General features: G+C 70.6%; 17 protein-coding genes. 13 read left to right on the top strand and 4 right to left on the bottom strand.

Annotation, left to right across the window (positions count from 1 at the left end; all coding sequences use genetic code 11):
• Nucleotides 1-61: 61 nt before the first annotated feature.
• From ABD990_RS19950 to ABD990_RS19905, 10 genes are all read left to right on the top strand, one after another.
• A complete protein-coding gene (locus tag ABD990_RS19950; RefSeq protein ID WP_345382126.1) occupies nt 62-1,246 on the top strand; it encodes a cytochrome P450 in 1,185 nt (394 codons plus the stop codon).
• The gene (locus ABD990_RS19945) at nt 1,243-2,199 is read left to right on the top strand and encodes a PDR/VanB family oxidoreductase (RefSeq protein ID WP_345382125.1); all 957 of its coding nucleotides are present in this window, start codon (nt 1,243-1,245) and stop codon (nt 2,197-2,199) included. Before ABD990_RS19950 ends, ABD990_RS19945 begins: the two co-directional genes overlap by 4 nt.
• Nucleotides 2,200-2,220: 21 nt before the next feature.
• A complete protein-coding gene (locus ABD990_RS19940; RefSeq protein ID WP_345382123.1) occupies nt 2,221-3,555 on the top strand; it encodes an MFS transporter in 1,335 nt (444 codons plus the stop codon).
• Between the two features lie 553 nt (nt 3,556-4,108).
• Entirely contained in the window at nt 4,109-4,981 is an 873-nt protein-coding gene (locus ABD990_RS19935; protein WP_345382122.1) for an alpha/beta hydrolase, read from the top strand.
• A 42-nt stretch (nt 4,982-5,023) separates the two neighbouring features.
• Nucleotides 5,024-6,559, top strand: a complete 1,536-nt coding sequence (locus tag ABD990_RS19930; protein WP_345382121.1) for an AMP-binding protein — start codon at nt 5,024-5,026, stop codon at nt 6,557-6,559.
• A gap of 39 nt (nt 6,560-6,598) precedes the next feature.
• The gene (locus ABD990_RS19925) at nt 6,599-7,690 is read left to right on the top strand and encodes an amidohydrolase family protein (RefSeq protein ID WP_345382120.1); all 1,092 of its coding nucleotides are present in this window, start codon (nt 6,599-6,601) and stop codon (nt 7,688-7,690) included.
• On the top strand, nt 7,687-8,061 hold the full coding sequence (locus tag ABD990_RS19920) for a metal-sulfur cluster assembly factor (protein WP_345382119.1): 375 nt from the start codon (nt 7,687-7,689) through the stop codon (nt 8,059-8,061). Before ABD990_RS19925 ends, ABD990_RS19920 begins: the two co-directional genes overlap by 4 nt.
• Entirely contained in the window at nt 8,058-8,369 is a 312-nt protein-coding gene (locus ABD990_RS19915; RefSeq protein WP_345382118.1) for a Dabb family protein, read from the top strand. Before ABD990_RS19920 ends, ABD990_RS19915 begins: the two co-directional genes overlap by 4 nt.
• Before the next feature lie 62 nt (nt 8,370-8,431).
• Nucleotides 8,432-9,109: a TetR/AcrR family transcriptional regulator gene (locus tag ABD990_RS19910; RefSeq protein WP_345382117.1), complete on the top strand. Its 678-nt coding sequence runs from the start codon at nt 8,432-8,434 to the stop codon at nt 9,107-9,109.
• Between the two features lie 634 nt (nt 9,110-9,743).
• Nucleotides 9,744-9,983, top strand: a complete 240-nt coding sequence (locus ABD990_RS19905; RefSeq protein WP_345382116.1) for a hypothetical protein — start codon at nt 9,744-9,746, stop codon at nt 9,981-9,983.
• 44 nt (nt 9,984-10,027) lie between these two features.
• On the opposite strand, the gene ABD990_RS19900 is transcribed toward ABD990_RS19905, so the two are convergent.
• The 4 genes from ABD990_RS19900 to ABD990_RS19885 form a co-directional block, all read right to left on the bottom strand.
• A complete protein-coding gene (locus tag ABD990_RS19900; protein WP_345382115.1) occupies nt 10,028-10,315 on the bottom strand; it encodes a DUF2795 domain-containing protein in 288 nt (95 codons plus the stop codon).
• Nucleotides 10,315-10,692: a DUF2267 domain-containing protein gene (locus ABD990_RS19895; RefSeq protein ID WP_345382114.1), complete on the bottom strand. Its 378-nt coding sequence runs from the start codon at nt 10,690-10,692 to the stop codon at nt 10,315-10,317. Before ABD990_RS19895 ends, ABD990_RS19900 begins: the two co-directional genes overlap by 1 nt.
• Nucleotides 10,693-11,168: 476 nt before the next feature.
• The gene (locus tag ABD990_RS19890) at nt 11,169-11,885 is read right to left on the bottom strand and encodes a DUF2267 domain-containing protein (protein ID WP_345382113.1); all 717 of its coding nucleotides are present in this window, start codon (nt 11,883-11,885) and stop codon (nt 11,169-11,171) included.
• A gap of 237 nt (nt 11,886-12,122) precedes the next feature.
• Nucleotides 12,123-13,172, bottom strand: a complete 1,050-nt coding sequence (locus ABD990_RS19885) for a helix-turn-helix transcriptional regulator (protein ID WP_345382112.1) — start codon at nt 13,170-13,172, stop codon at nt 12,123-12,125.
• A 742-nt stretch (nt 13,173-13,914) separates the two neighbouring features.
• On the opposite strand from ABD990_RS19885, the gene ABD990_RS19880 reads away from it, so the two are divergent.
• The 3 genes from ABD990_RS19880 to ABD990_RS19870 are packed head-to-tail and all read left to right on the top strand — an operon-like array spanning nt 13,915 to nt 16,134.
• On the top strand, nt 13,915-15,075 hold the full coding sequence (locus tag ABD990_RS19880; protein WP_345382111.1) for a glutathione-independent formaldehyde dehydrogenase: 1,161 nt from the start codon (nt 13,915-13,917) through the stop codon (nt 15,073-15,075).
• A gap of 1 nt (nt 15,076) precedes the next feature.
• The gene (locus ABD990_RS19875; RefSeq protein WP_345382110.1) at nt 15,077-15,652 is read left to right on the top strand and encodes a type 1 glutamine amidotransferase domain-containing protein; all 576 of its coding nucleotides are present in this window, start codon (nt 15,077-15,079) and stop codon (nt 15,650-15,652) included.
• Nucleotides 15,649-16,134 (top strand): hypothetical protein, encoded by a 486-nt coding sequence (locus tag ABD990_RS19870; protein WP_345382109.1) that lies wholly within the window; start codon nt 15,649-15,651, stop codon nt 16,132-16,134. The genes ABD990_RS19875 and ABD990_RS19870 overlap by 4 nt, the downstream gene beginning before the upstream one ends.
• Nucleotides 16,135-16,139: the final 5 nt, after the last annotated feature.

Raw genomic sequence — 16,139 nt, 5'->3', positions numbered from 1 at the left:
GACCGCCCGGACGTCCCGGACCACGCTGAGCGCACCCGTCAGTGCAGACGAAGGAGTCGTCTTGACCACCACACCTGCTGCCTTCGACCATCTCGACGGCACCCTGCCCGCCACCGAGGTTCGTCGCGCCCACACCGAGATGCGAGAGCGCTGCCCGGTGGTGCACAGCGACCGCCACGGCGGTTTCGACTACCTGACCCGGTACGAGAACGTCCGGAGCGCCCTGAACGACCCGGTGGCATTCTCCTCCGCCGATGGCGTGAAGATCCCCGCCAACACCCTGCTCCCGCCGGTCCCGGCCCTGGAGTTCGACGAGCCCGAGCATGCCGAGTGGCGGCGGGTCCTCGACGGGCCGCTCACCCCGCGCGCCGTGCGGGCGTTCGAGCCGGTGATCGCCGAGGTCGTCGACCTGCTGATCGACGCCTTCGCCGGGTCGGGGAAGGCGGACCTCGTCGACCAGCTCGCCGAGCCCCTGCCCGCGATCGTGATCGGGCGGATGATCGGCCTCGAGCAGCCGGAGGCCGTGCGGGCCCGCGGCATCGCCGCCGCGCTGTACGCGGCGATGGGCACGGCCGAGTTCCCCGCCCGGTACGCCGAGTTCCACGACACCACCCAGCGGTGGTTGGTCGACCGCCGCGAGCACCCGCGCGACGACATGCTGACGCAGATGGCGAACGGCGTCGTCGAGGGCAAGACGATCGACGAGGCGGGCGCGACCGGGTTGCTGCTCGCCTACATCGTCGGTGGTCACCACTCCACCGGGTCAGCACTCGGCGGGTTGATCCGGCACGTCCTCACCCTGCCGGGGTTGCGCGACGAACTGGTCGCCGACCGCAAGGCACTGCCGCGGGTCATCGAGGAGAGCCTGCGACTGACCACGCCGCTGCAGTTGTTCGCCCGCACGGTTCGGTGTCCGGTGCAGGTCGGCGATCACGACCTCGCGGAGGGCGGCCGAGTGCTGCTCGACCTGGCAGCGGCGAACCGCGACCCGCGCGAGTTCAGCGATCCCGAGACCTTCGACCGGGGCCGCACCCGCAACCGGCACGTCACCTTCGGGTCGGGCTCGCACGTGTGCCAGGGCCAGCACCTCGCCCGTGCCGAGCTGCGGATCGCGCTGGGCAGGCTCCTCGACCGGATCCCGGACCTGCGGCTCGACGGGGATCCCGTCGAGAGCGGCCTGGTCGGCGGATCGCTGATGACGCACTACGCCCTGCCCGTCGCCTTCACACCGGAGGATTCGATATGACGGACGAAATCGACGTCGTCGTCGATGCACGCACCCGCCTCGCTGACGATGTGGTCGAGTTCGTCCTGCGCCCGGTGGCGGGTGGGGCGCTGCCCGCCTGGGAGCCGGGGGCGCACATCGACGTCGAGGTCGGCGATGTGGACGGGGACCGGCTGGTCCGACAGTATTCGCTGTGCGGCGACCCGGCGGACCGCACCGCCTACCGGATCGCCGTGCTGCGCCAGCCGGCGGGACGTGGCGGGTCCGCGTGGCTGCACGACCGCGTCGTGGTGGGCGACAAGCTCAGCGTGCGTGGGCCGCGCAACCACTTCCCGCTCGAGGAGGCACCGGGCTACCTGTTCCTCGCGGGCGGCATCGGCATCACCCCGCTGCTGGCCATGGCCCGCCGGGTCGCCGCGGGCAGGGCGGAGTGGTCGATCCACTACGGCGGCCGCAGCCGCGCGGCGATGGCCTACCGCGAGGTGCTGGCCGATGTCGCGGGTGGGCGGCTGACCCTCGTCCCGCAGGACGAGTCGGGGCTGATCGACCTCACGGCAGCGCTCGACGCGGTGCCCCCCGGCACCGTCGTCTACTGCTGCGGCCCCGAATCGCTGCTCGCCGCCGCCGAGGCGGCGTGTGCCGCCCGCGGGCTCCGGCTGCGGACGGAGCGCTTCGCGCCCAAGGACGTGGATCCGGCCGCCGTGGACCGTGCGTTCACGGTGACGATCGCCTCGTCGGGCTCCGAGTACTTCGTGCCCGCCGACCGGACGATCGTCGACGTCCTGCTCGCGGCCGGCGTCGACATCCTCACCTCGTGTGAGGAGGGCACCTGCGGAACCTGCGAGACCACCGTGGTGGCCGGCGTCCCCGATCACCGCGACTCCGTGCTGACGGACGAGGAACAGGCCGCGGGGGACCGGCTCCTGCCGTGCGTCTCGCGGTGCCTCGGCTCCCGGCTCGTACTCGACCTCTGACACCACCCCGAAAGGACAACGATGTCTGACCCCACACCCACGACGGGGACCGGTCGTCCCTGGCGCGTCGCGATCGCAGGCCTGATCGGCACCACCATCGAGTGGTACGACTTCTTCATCTACGCACTCGCGGCCACGCTGGTGTTCGCCCCGCAGTTCTTCCCGAGCACGTCCAGCCTGGCGAGCACGCTGGCCGCGCTGTCGACCTTCGCCATCGGCTTCGTCGCCCGGCCCATCGGCGGCGCACTGATCGGGCATTTCGGGGACCGGGTCGGCCGTAAGAAGATGCTGGTGCTGTCCCTGCTCGTGATGGGGATCGGGACGGCGCTGATCGGTGTGCTCCCGACCTACGAGACCATCGGCGTCGGCGCCCCGATCCTCCTCGTAGTGGTGCGGCTCGCGCAGGGGCTCGCGGTCGGTGGCGAATGGGGCGGTGCCACGCTGCTGGCCCTCGAGCACGCCAAGACGCCCGCGCAGCGGACACTGTTCAGCTCCCTGCCCCAGGTCGGCCTGCCGCTGGGCGTGGTCCTCTCCAGCATGGTGTTCCTTCTCGTGCGTCTGTCCATCGGGGACGAGGGCTTCGTGGCCTGGGGCTGGCGCATCCCGTTCTTCGCCAGCGCTGTGCTCGTCGTAGTCGGCCTGGTGATCCGCCTGAAGATCGACGAGAGCCCCGAGTTCGAGCGGCTGCGGGCGCGGAACACGGTCCGACGCGCCCCGATCGCGGACGTGTTCCGTGCCCCGCGGATCTGGGTCCCCGCCTCCGGGGTCACCATCGCGGCCTCGGTGCTGGGCAACCTCCTCCTCGCCTTCGTGCTCGGGTACGCCGCGCAGGCGAAGCTGCACAGCGCCTCGACGATGCTGACGGTCACGATGGTCGCCGCGCTGCTCTGGAGCGTGACCCTCCCGCTCGCGGCGGTGCTGGCCGGGCGCTACGGCCGCAGGCCGGTCCTCGTCGCGGGGATCGTGGCCATGGGCGCGTGGGCGTTCCCCTACTTCGCTCTGGTGGAGTCGGGCTCGACGGTCGGCGTCTTCGTCGGGTCGATCGTCGCCGCGCTGACCATCGCCCTGATGACGGGGCCGTACGGCGCCTACCTCACCGAGGCCTTCCCGGCCGAGGTGCGATACAGCGGTGCCTCTGTCGCGTACGGGATCAGCGGGGTTCTGGGCGGTGCGTGTGCTCCCATCGTCGCGACGCTGCTGGCCAGCTCGACCGGGGGTCTCACCGCGGTGGCGGGGTACGTGGCGATCGCCGCACTCGTCAGTCTGATCGCCACGCTGGCCCTTCGCAGCCCCCACCGCCCGGACGACGTCACCGAATCAACGGCCTCGCCGGCCGAGCCTGCGGCCAATGCGTAAGGTATTGCAGCTCGCCCGAGCGGACGATCCGCCGGGCGTGCGCGCGTGCGTCGATCGTCCGCGGAAAACCAGCCTGCACTCGGCTGTGCCAGGGACGAAACGCACAGACGGCGTGGCCTCCTTCGTGGCCTCCAACTGGTTCCCGCGATTCCGATGATGCGTCCTTGTGAGCTGCTGAGCTGCGCTGATGCCACGGATACTTGCCACGAACGCGTGGACGGCAATTCTCGTAATGCGTAGGTCTGGGGTTCGACTCCCCAAGGCGGCTCCATTTCTGCTGGCCAGGGACTTGTGGAGTCCTTCGCGATGTGTGTCGTGGCCTCTCATCGTGCGTAGCTCAGGCATGGCATGTCCAGCATGAGTCGACTCTGCTCCGAGGTCGGTTGCCGGGTGTTCGGCTCTGAAGCTCGCTCGCTCAGGTTGCTGCTCTGCGAGGTAGCCGCGGTCAGGCCTTGATCTCTCCTGGGCTCCCGCCGCTGCTCGGTTACCGACCTGCGGATCTTCGGACGGCGAGGCCCTTGAGCGAGACACGACGTCGTGTATTGTTTCGGGCATGCCGCTCGATCAAGCCGTAGCAGCCTTCATCGAGAACGCCACGAGCAAGCCTGCAAAGCCCCTCTCGGAGACGTCGGTGGCCGAGATGCGCGAGGGCGTCGAGGCCTTGATCCCGCTCGGGTTCGAGCGGGAGGAGGTCCGTGCTGTCGAGGACGGGGTCGTCGCCGGCGTCCCGGTGCGGACCTACACGCCGTCCGTCGAACCCCTGGCCACCGTGGTCTACGTGCACGGCGGCTCATTCACCCGCTGCGGGCTGCACACCCACGACACCTTGTGCCGACGCTTCGCCAACCGCTCCGGCTGCACGGTCGTGGCTGTCGACTTCTCCCTCGCCCCCGAGGCGACCTACCCGCGCCAGCTCGACGAGATCGGCGCCGTCCTCGACGGGGTCGCCGGCTCCAGCAAGGTGGTCCTCGCGGGGGAGTCCAGCGGAGGGTGTCTCGTGGCCGCGACGGCGCTGCGTGATCGCAGCCTGAGCGCCCTCGTCCTCATGCTGCCCGTGCTGGACCGGGACTCGAAAACCGAATCCCGACACACCTTGGACAAGGACTACCTGCTCACCGGCGAACAGATGGAGTGGATGTTCGCCCAGTACGCCCCCGACGCGAAGGACGACGACCCGCTCGTCTTCCCCTTCCGCGCCACCGACCTGAGCGGGTTCCCACCCACGGTCGTCGTCACCGCCGAGTTCGACCCGCTGCGCGACGAGGGGCACGCCTTCGCCGAGCGGATCCGTGCCGCCGGCGGCACGGCCGAGGACATGTGCATCCCCGGAATCATCCACCACGCACCCCTGGTGCCCAAGAAGATCCCGGCAGGATCCCGCGTGATCGACGACGCCTGCGACCTGCTCCGCACCCTCGTCTCCTGACCCCTGCCCGTCACCCCACCACGATGACACCGAGGTCGTCCCATGCTGCTCGTCGACTACATCGACCGCGGCGCTCGCGCGGCGCCCACCGATCCGTGCCTCGTCAATCCTGACGGCACGACGGTCCTCACCCACGTGGAGTTCCGCGAGCTGACCCACAAGATCGCGGGCGCGCTGCTCCGGGACGGGATCCAGCCGGGGGACCGGATCGGCGTCCTCAGCCGGAACCATCCGCTCGCCCTCGCGAGCATTGTCGGGATCCTCCGTGCGGGGGCGATCTGGACCGCGATCAACGTCGCCTCCGGTTCGGCAGACCAGGCCGACTTCCTGACGACGGTCGGGTGCCGGCGGATCCTCCATCACCCCGATCTGGCCGACCGGGCCGCCGAGCTGGAGAAATTGGTCGACGGCCTCGAACCCTCCCAGCCTTTCGGCGCCGACGACTGGCTGGTGCCGGCGGGTCCCCGCGTATCGGACCGGCCATTCGAGGCCGGCGGTGTCGCGATGCTCCTCCCGACCGGTGGGACCACGGGGCGGTCGAAGGCGGTCCCGATCACCCACCGCCAGATCCACCTGATGTGCCTGGGGTTCCAGATCCACCTGCGCGAGCCGGACCCACCCCGCTACCTCTGCGCGACCCCGATGACCCACGCCGCCGGCCTGGTCTGTTTCCCGACCCTCGCGCAGGGCGGACGGGTGGTCGTGCACGACGGAGTGGTGCCCGAGCAGGTGCTCGGGTCGATCGAGCGCAACCGGATCTCCACGACTTTCCTCCCGCCGACCGCCCTCTACAAGCTGCTGGCCGACCCGAAGGTCCGCGGATACGACTACTCCTCGCTCCGCCAGTTCCTCATCGCCGGAGCCCCGCTGGCCCCGGACCGCCTCGCCGAGGCCGTCGAGGTGTTCGGCCCGGTGATGACACAGACCTTCGGCCAGGCCGAGGCACCGCTGCTCTGCACCGTCCACGAGACCACGGAGATCGCGCGCGCCGCGGCGGACCCGGCCCTCGGCCGTCGGCTGGCGTCCTGCGGCCGACCCTCGGCGCTCGCCCGGATCGAGATCATGGACGACGACGGGAACCTGCTCGGGCCCGGCGAGAGCGGCGAGATCGTCGTGCGGTCCGACCTGGTCTTCGACGGCTACTGGCAGGACCCCGACGCGACCGCCCAGACCCGCAGACCCGGAGGTTGGTACGGGACGGGCGACGTCGGCCTGCGCGACGCGGACGGTTTCGTCTACATCGTCGACCGCAAGAAGGACATGATCATCACGGGGGGTTTCAACGTCTTCCCGTCCGAGGTCGAGGCCTTCCTGCACACCTTCCCGAGCGTCGACGACTGCGCGGTCATCGGGCTCCCCGACCCGAAATGGGGCGAAGCCGTGACAGCGGTGATCGAGGCCCGGCCCGGACACCTGATCGATCCGAACGAGCTGATCGCGGCCTGCAAGGCGCACCTCGGCTCGGTCAAGGCGCCCAAGCGCGTCATCGTCCGCGCGCTTCCGCGCTCGGGGATCGGCAAGGTCCTCAAACGGGCCTTGCGCGACGAGTACTGGACAGGTTCCGACCGACGGATCTGAGCAGCTCTGATCCGCACCACCCATCACAGGAGGTCAACGATGATCGACGACTACTTCGTGATCAACGCCGTGTCCCACGCCTACAACCTCGAACCGGCGAACATTCGCAACAAACCCGGCCAGCTGTTGTGCGACATGCTCTGGGGGCTCCACAACACCTGGTCGCCGCCCCACGCCCGGATGACCCTCGAGGAGTTCACCTCGGACTGGACCGTCGACGCCCTCGCCCAGGCGCTCTTCGTGGAGGCGGACGTCGACATCGCCGCCACGCACACCCTGCGCCTCGACTCCTACTTCGGCGACGGCCTCGCTGCACGGGAGAAGACCGTCGAAGCGGCCACCAAGTACGGAGACCGCTTCCTCGCCTACGTCGGTGTGGACCCGACCGCGGGACTCGAGACCTGCCTGCGCGAGCTCGACGAGCAGATGGCCGAGCTGCCCCAGGCGATCGGGCTGAAGATGTACCCGGCCCAGGTCGAGCCGGACCGGTCCTGGCGGCTCGACGACCCGGACCTCGCGTTCCCGATCATCGAGCGGGCCATCGAGCACGGGCTCAAGACCGTCGCGATCCACAAGGCGGCCCCTCTCGGGCCGGTGCCGATGAACCCCTACAAGATCGACGACGTCGACGGGGCCGCCGGGCGCTTCTCCGAGGTGAGCTTCGAGATCATCCACGCCGGGCTGGCGTTCACCCGCGAGACCTCCCTCGCGCTGGGCCGCTACCCCAACGTCTACGCCAACCTCGAGGTCACCAGCCTGCTGCTGCTCAAGGCGCCGAAGATGTTCGAGGAGATCATGGCCGACTTCCTCCTGTGGGGCGGCCCAGACAAGATCATCTTCTCGGATGGGGCGATGTTCGCCCACACCCAGTCCTTCCTGGAGGCCTTCACCGAGTTCCAGTTCTCCGAGGAGACGCTGAACGGCGTGGGGATCGAGCCCCTGACCCGTGAGGACAAGGCGAAGATCCTCGGCCTGAACTACGCGCGCATCCTCGACCTGGACGTCGAGGCGATGAAGGCGAAGATCGCCGACGACCAGTTCTCCCTGGCGCGGCGCACCGGGCCCCGCCCGGAGCCCTACGCCGCCTGGAAGAAGGAGTTCGCGTCGGACCCGGCGGGGTACCGGCGATGAGCGCGACGCCGGCGGCGATCGAGGCCGCGCTCGGCAAGGTCGACGATCCCTGCAGCATCGCGGCGCGGGCGCCGATGAGTGTGCGGGAGATGGGGCTGGTCCGAGACTGGCATGTCGAGGACGACGGAACGGTCGTCGTCACGGTCAGCCCCACGGCACCGTCGTGCATCCTCATGAGCTCCATCGCTGACGGGATCGAGGCACGAGTGGCCGAGGTCGACGGCGTCGAGAACGTCCGGGTGGAGGTCGACACGGTCACGATGTGGACGCCGGACCTGATGACCGACGCCGGTAGGCGCACGCTGGACGAGCGGCGGGCGGCCTCCCTGCACGAGGTGCCGGTGCGCCCACGGGAGTGGGAACGCCGGTGATCCGCAACGTGGTCCTCGGCCGGATCCGGGAGGGAGTGGGTACGGCCGAGATCGAGGCGGGCCTCCAGGAGCTGCGTGACCTGCGGGTGCCGGGCGTCGAGTTCGAGCTCCGGGCCGGCCGTGATCTCGGGTTGCGCGAGGGCGACGCGGACTTCGTGATCACCGTCGACCTCGCCGACGAGGCGGCCTATCGTCGATACGACGAGGACACCGAGCACAACCGGATCCGGCGGGAGGTCTTCGGCCCGCTCTGCTCGTCGCTGGAGCGGGTCCAGTTCATGCTGCCGGACGAAGACACGACGCTGTGAGCTGTGCCGGACCCGCGCGCATCGCGGGTCCGGCACGTCGGGCGGCGGTAGAGTCCACCGCGATGACAGGTCCGACGGCCGCGCCGATGAGCAGTGGGCAGCGCGAGCGGAAACCCACCACCCGCGCCACCCGGCGTCGGGACGCACTGATTCTGGACGCGCTCGAGCGTCTGCTGGTCGAGACGCCGCTGCGGGACCTCGGTGTGGAGCAGATCGCCGAGGAAGCCGGGATCACCCGCACGCGCTTCTACTTCTACTTCAAGTCCAAGCACGAGGCCTACGCCGCGCTGCTCGCGCGAGTGCGGGACCGGCTCCTGGTCTTCTACGACACCGAGGACTCCTGGTTCCAGCGGCCGGAGTCCGCCCGCCCCCGCGAGTCGATGACGGCCACCATCCGAGCTGTCGTCGACTTCTGGCTCGAGCACGGCGCCGTCATGCGCGAGGGCGCGGACCTCTGGAACTCCGTCGACGAGGCCCGCAGCCTGTGGGACGACCTCATCCACCAGCCCGTCGAACGTATGACCCGGGCGATCGAGCGCGAGCGGCAACGCGGTATCGCTCCCGACGGGCCCGCCGCCGACCAGCTCGCCCGCAACCTGATCTGGCACGGCGAGCGCATGCTCTTCCTCACCCTGATCAACGCCCCGGACGCGTTGGCCGTCGACGACCTCGTCGAGTCGGCGACGACGGTGTGGATGCGCGCCATCTACCTGGCAGACGACCCGGCTCCCGTGTCCTAGGGGTCTCGTTCCCGGCGACTCACCCGAAACGTGGCCTCCTCTGTGGCCTCCCTGTGGTTCCTGCGATACCACTCACGCGCTGGGGAGAGCCTCTGAGCTGTGCTGATGCAGCTGACGCCTGCCGTGACCTTGGAGACGATAATTCTCGTAATGCGTAGGTCTGGGGTTCGACTCCCCAAGGCGGCTCCATTTTCGCAGGTCAGCGGCTTGTCAAGTGATCTTCGACTTCGCCCGTACCTGCGCGTGGCCTCCTTCTGATCTATTTGTGCTGGTCGGCGCCTTGCGGCGTGGACTCCGTCAGTGTGCGTACGTCATCCCGAGCGGCAGAGGCAGGATTGGGCATAAGTAGCGGGCCCAGGCCGTGATCGACCGCCCCGTGCGCTCACATTCCGGTGTCGCGAGCTGTCGTGGCGAGCATCCGACTCTGCGCATGGGCAGGTTGGCCGTTCCCGTCGTGGGGGATCCGGGACGATCTGTGGCAAGTCCTGCTCGCCCGGCGCCTCACGCAGTGCGCCGAAGATGGGTACATCTGCCGATACCGTCCACGGTTCCATCCGGCTGCAATCGGGGGGCTCGCGACCAGTGGTCGTGCCCCTGATCGACGCCGCCGCGGCGGTCGACCGAAGGAGATGGCATGCGTGCAGAGGATCTGACGGGAACGGATGCCGCTGTGTACCGTGCCGTTGCCGAGCGGGAGGTCGGCGCGGGCGCGCCCCATCTGCAGGACATCGCCCGCCAGGCCGGGCTGAGCCTGGAGGCGACCCGCACGGCCGTTCATCGGCTCCTGCACAGCGAGCCGAAGATCCTGCACGAGGTCCCCGACACCGGCCGGACCGACCTGGGGCCGGTCTACGAGCTGGCGCCCCGCACCTGACTCCACCCGAGTCACTCGGCTCGGCGCCGCGGCCTCGTGGTCCGCTACTCTCGCGGAGAGCGCATGTGCTCGGCGACGCGCGGTGGTGCGTCCATCCGCGCCTGCTCGGCGGCGAGGCCGGAGGGGCGCTCGGGGGCTGGGTCCACTCGGACCGAGCGCACGACCTCCGCGCGGCTGCGGTAGTCGACCGGAGGGATTGCCCTCAGGCTCCGGAGCACCTCGTCGGGCGCCCCCGCCCGCTCGGCAGCGCTCACGAGAGCGTCCTTGTCCGCGGGGTAGTCGACATCCGTCAGGTAGTCGAGGACCTGCTCCGGGGTCAACGAGCCGGCCATCACTGCGCCCCGGTCATGAGGACGTCCAGCCCCCGTGCCATCTGCGAGGCGATGTCCTCCGACTCGCCGGCGGTGATGTCCTCCCGCGTCGTCGTGAGGACCGCGGCCACGGCCTTCCTGGCCTCGCCCTCGTCGACCTGCGCCTGCTCCGCCACCCGGCGCACGAAGTCCTGTGCCTCGTGCCGCTGTGCCTGCTGGGTCGGCGGGATCAGGTCGGGCTGCAGCTCCTTCGGTAGCTGCGACGCGAGGTCCCGGGTCTCGCCTCCGCGGAGCCGCTCCGCGAGCACCCGCAGCGTCGCATGCGTCAGTGACTCGGCGATCTCCGGCGCTCGCCCGGTGCGGGCCGAAGCGGTTCCGATGAACTCCTCGTAGTGCACGTGTCCTCCTCCTGGACGGGATTGCCTCCGTTGCCGGTCCCATCGAAGCCTCGGACGAGGCGCGGAGCCATCCGGAGAACTGCCGATATCTCCCCGCTCCAGCTCCGGGTTCCGTTGATGCCCGCCCGGCCGCCCGACGCGGACTCGTCACGCTCCTGCCGCTGCGGCGGTTGCACCCGCGGGTGCTGCCGGGTCTCGGCGCGGGAGCTGCGGCGGCGATCCTCCTTGGGCTGGGGGATCGCGCAGGACCCCAACCTGCTGGGCACCCGCCTGCCGATCGCGGCCGTGGCCCCGATCACCACGCCGTCCCCCATGACCGTGGTCGTCGGCGCGGCGCCGCCCTCATGGTGCCGTCCCTGGGGTTGCTGTTCGTGGTGCAGCATCACGGGCATCCGGGCAAGTCCGTAGCAGCACGCCTCGAGGCGCACCGGAGGAAGCCCGGATGGCGAGGAGGAGATCGCCGGACCGGGGACGGGTCAGCCGGAGGACCCGAGCGCAGCGATCGCCGCATCGATCCGCCGGGCGAGCTCGACGTCCATGTCGGTCACGCGGTCGAGCGAATGCGTCCAGACCTCGAACGTGATCCCGTCCTGCAGTTGCTCGACGCGCGCGTGGTGGGTCATGTCGCGCTCGACCCGGGCGACGGCGTCGCGCAGCGGCCTCCGGCGCTCGGGCGGGAGCACGACGGTGCGCCGCAGCCGATGTTCGTCGCCCTCCCAGCCCTCCAGGGCGGCGAGCGCGCGGTCGATCTCGTCCCGCTCGAGCAGTCGCGGGGTCAGTTCGGTCGGCACCCCGGAACCGTGCGGCGGAACCCCTTGGTCGATGGGCGAGAAGAGCTCTTCGCCGTCCGGCAGACGCCCGGCGAGGACGCGGGCCAGCTCCGGTTCGGAACCGGCCAGTGTGGACAGGACCGCCCGGGTGTAGAAGCGGGCACGCTCGGCCGGGCATCCGAACCCGGTGCTCACCGCGGAGACCAGAGCGGCGCCGCTGTCGGGGTGCACGGCCTGCCCCCGGATCTCCGCGGCGCCCCGGAGGGAGGCGGGCAGGACCGCGGCCAACCGGTCGCGGTCGGACTCCTCCAACGACCCGGCCACGGCGGCGATGACCGCATCCACCGCGCGCCGAGCCTCCTCGGTGTCGGCCGCGCCGGCCTGCTCGCCGACGGTCTGGATGAACGTCGCGTACTGGATCACCGGCTCCTCCTGATGGTGGTGCGGCTCTGCCCCTCCGCCGGTCCCGGCCGATGTCTGGGGGCCGGCGAGCTCAGGCCGTCGGCCCGACCAGCTCCCGGTACTCCTGGGCCACCGCGGCTCACACGCTAGGACCGGTCCAGGCGCGTGGACATCGGTCGATCGGCCGATGTCGCCATTCAGAGACACACCCGCCTTGACGATCTGCTCCGGCCAGGTCCTCCGGCTCGCGGAGGGTCGCTACGGTCCGACCGCGCCCTGCCGCTGGTCCACGCAAGCTCCGCCCGGGGCGAGGGCCGGAACATAGAGGCCGTCTCGTTCCGCGCGGACCGCGGCGAGTGTCCGCGTCGGTGCCCCGAGCTTGCCGAGGACGTGCTCCAGGTGGGCGGCCACGGTCCGTGGAGCCACCACGAGCGAGTGGGCGATCTCCTGGTTGGAGCACCCCTCGACCAGGAGGCCCAGCACTTCCAGTTCCCGCGGCGTGAGCCCCTGGAGATTGGTCGCAGGGGACAGCAGGGCCAGACCGGTCAGCCCCGGCGGAACGTCCTCAGGTGCCGCCAGGGCGGTCACGCGCACGTGCCCGCCCGGGGCGTGGGGCCCACCCACCGGCCAGAGGAACGAGGAGTAGACGTGCCCGTCGCCGATGCGCTCGCGTGCGGCGGCCATGACGGGGGAGGACGGGGTCAGCAGCTCGTCCGCGGGAAGGCCCGGCAGCGCCTGGCAGCCTTCGTCCACGCGGAGCACCACGCCGGCCGTGGCCCCGTGCACCAGGCGTGCGGCGGTGAGAAGCGAACGCATCGGGTCGATGCCGTGCGCGAGCACCGGTCCGAGCCGTCCGAGCCTGCGGCGCGTGAGCGGGGACGGTGGGCGCCGGTTGCCGGACAGCAGCGCGAGGAAGCCGACGTGCCGCCCCGATGGTGTGAAGAGGGCGAGGACCAGCGCCTCGTTGATCCCGGACGGGATGAGGCATTCGGCCCAGGTCGGCAGCTCCTCGGCCGGGTAGGGCAGGTCCGACGGGCTCAACGGGGGACGTGCCCGGTCGGTGCCGGTCGCTTCGATGTCCCGCGCCATCAGCGGGCCGGAGAGGAACTCCACGATCGGGCCGTCGAGGTCGAGGCTCGCCAGGGAGTGGTAGCCGTGGCCCATCGGGTCGGCGAGCGCCAGCCACGCACCGTCGAACGGGACGAGCCGGCGGAGGACCTCGAGCAGGGCCTGCGCGCGCTCGGAGGTGGTGCCGGCCGAGGCGGCTGTCTCGGCCAGCATCAGCTCACCGGCCTGGTGCGAGCGCATGTGCCCTCCAAAGATCGCCGCGGCAGTGGCCCGAGCCCGGCCATCACTGAAACGGCTGCTCGATGGGGTGGGGAGGACGCCGCTCGGGTAGTCAGTCATATCGTGGAAGCGGGTGTTACTACCTCGGGCGCGGTGACCTAAACCCGATGCCGTCGAGGCGCCCGGCGGGGACGGCCAGTGCGGCGGTCGTCTGGAGCGGGTCCCAGGAGCACCGCTCCCCCGTCGCAGGCGTCCGGCAGCGTGGTGGACACCTGCTGCCGAGGTGGCTCGTCGGGGCAGGTCGGACATGCGCCCACGACGTTCGCGTACCCGCCGTTCCCTCTGCCCACCGGGACCGACTCCACGTCCACGCGGTGATGGATCACGCCCGGTGAGCGGGACCCGTCGGCAATGGCCACCTGGTGGTGGTGCCGAGATGGCCACTGTGACGACGCCGCGCATCGCGCGGCAGACCGGCCTCGACGTCGCGTCGAAGGGGTCGTGGACGGTGGTCACCAGGCGTGGCGGCCGGAGGACGCCGGAACAGCGGGCCGGCCGACGTGTGGCCGTGCACGACGAACACGTCGCGGATGGCGGCGTGGCTCGTGATGACGTGGCGCAGCTCGGTGGCCACCCCGGCCACCGACAGATCCCTCCGGGCCCGGTATCGGCATGTCTGCCGATACCCGGGCCGACGCTGTGACGGGTGCAATGAAGACCCGCTCGGGCCGGGACGCTTGGGCACACCGACGAGGGAGGCAGCGTGAGAGCAGTGGTCTACGAGGGGCCGCGGCAGGTCAGCGTCAAGGACGTACCGGACGCACGGATCGAGCGGCCGACCGACGTCCTGGTGCGAATCACGTCGGCGAACATCTGCGGCTCGGACCTGCACATGTACGAGGGCCGGACCGACTTCGAGCCCGGCCGTTGGTTCGGGCACGAGAACCTGGGCCAGGTGGTCGAGGTCGGCGACGGGGTCGACAAGGTCAAGGTGGGGGAATACGTCGTCCTGCCGTTCAACATCGCCTGCGGGCACTGCAAGAACTGCGAGCGCCAGCTCACGAACTACTGCCTGACCGCCCAGCCCGAGCCGAACATGGCCGGCGCCGCATACGGCTTCGCCGACATGGGCCCGTACGCCGGCGGACAGGCCGAGCTGCTGCGCGTGCCCTGGGGTGACTTCAACTGCCTGCGGCTGGGGGAGGACGCCGAGCAGCGCCAGGCCGACTACGTGATGCTCGCAGACATCTTCCCGACCGGCTACCACGCCACCGAGATGGCCGGCGTGCAACCTGGCGACCAGACAGTCATCTACGGCGCCGGACCGGTCGGGCTGATGGCCGCCCTCTCGGCGACCATCCGAGGGGCCGGCAAGGTGATGGTCGTCGACCGGCACCCCGACCGGCTGCGGCTGGCCGAGTCGATCGGCGCGATCGCCATCGACGACTCGAAGGTCGATCCAGTGCAGGCCGTTCTCGACGAGACGATGGGGCTGGGCGCGGACAACGGCTGCGAATGCGTCGGCTACCAGGCGCACGAGCCCGACGGGCAGGAGCAGGCCAACCTGACGATGAACCGGCTGGTCGCCTCGGTGCGCTTCACCGGGAAGATCGGCAACGTCGGCGTCTTCGTGCCCCAGGATCCCGGGGCCAGCGACGAACTGGCGAAGCAGGGCAAGCTCGCCTTCGACTACGGCATGTTCTGGTTCAAGGGCCAGCACATCGGCAGCGGCCAGGCGCCGGTCAAACGGTACAACCGGCAGCTGCGCGACCTGATCGCCGCGGGCAAGGCCGAGCCGTCGTTCATCGTGAGCCACGAGCTGCCCCTCGACCGCGCGCCGGAGGCCTACGAGCACTTCGACAAGCGGGACGACGGCTGGACGAAGGTCGTCCTGCACCCGGGGATGGCGGGGACGGGTGCCTGACATGGCAGGAGTGCTGGACGGACGCCGGATCGCCATCCTCGCGGCCGACGGGGTGGAGCGGGTCGAGCTGGAGCGGCCGCGGCAGGCGTTGGAGGAGGCCGGCGCTCGCACCGTCGTCGTCTCCATCTCCGATGGGGAGATCCAGGCGCGCGATCACGACCTCGAGGACGCCGGCACCTTCGCGGTCGACCAGTTGGTCGGCGAGGTGTCGGTCGACGACTACGAGGCGCTGCTCCTGCCGGGTGGGACGGTGAACCCGGACAAGCTGCGGATGGAACCCGCCGCGGTGCGATTCGTCCGGGACTTCGTCCGGTCGGGCAAGCCCGTCGCCTCGATCTGCCACGGCCCGTGGAACTTCGTCGAGGCCGACGTCGCGCGCGGCCGCCGGTTGACCTCGTGGCCGAGCGTGCGCACCGACCTGCGCAACGCCGGGGCGGAGGTGGTCGACGAGCAGGTCGTCACCGACGGCAACATCACGACGAGCCGATCGCCCGACGATCTGCCGGCCTTCTGCGAGCGCATCGTGCAGGAATTCGCCGGCGCCCCGCAGTCCGCAGGTGCGGGAGGTCGTACATGATCTCCTCCCTCGGAAACGTGGCGTCCTTCGCCGCCCGCGCCGGTGGAAGCGTCGTCCGCCAGGTGCGGTCGGTCATCGACCCGTCCGCTGCCCGGCCGGCCGGCGCGACTCAGCCGGCGTCCGGGTGGCTCGTGGTGACCGTGTTCCGGGAGCCGTCCGAGATCGACACCGCCAAGCCGCCCGCACCCCTGGCGGAGTTCGGCGAACAGCTCGAGGTCCGTGTCCACCCGGCCGCCAACGGCAAGGGCACCGAGCTCGGCGCCCGGCTGCGCACCCAGCCCTCCGGCAGCACTCCCGGTCGGCTGAGCGGCAGCGACCCGCAGGCCGACCTGCGCTCCGCGCTCCGTCGGGCCAAGCAGCTCATCGAGGTGGGTGAGGTGCTGGCGGTGGACCCCGCACCGCACGGCAAGCGGACGCCGACCCCCGGCGGAGCGCTCCTCGAGGTGTGGACCAAGGTGGCGCCCAAGGCAGGTGTGCGGTGAAGGCG

Source organism: Pseudonocardia yuanmonensis, from assembly GCF_039542425.1.
Taxonomy (GTDB): domain Bacteria; phylum Actinomycetota; class Actinomycetes; order Mycobacteriales; family Pseudonocardiaceae; genus Pseudonocardia; species Pseudonocardia yuanmonensis.
Note: the sequence above shows the minus strand (reverse complement) of the source record. Positions and strands in the feature narration are given on the sequence as shown.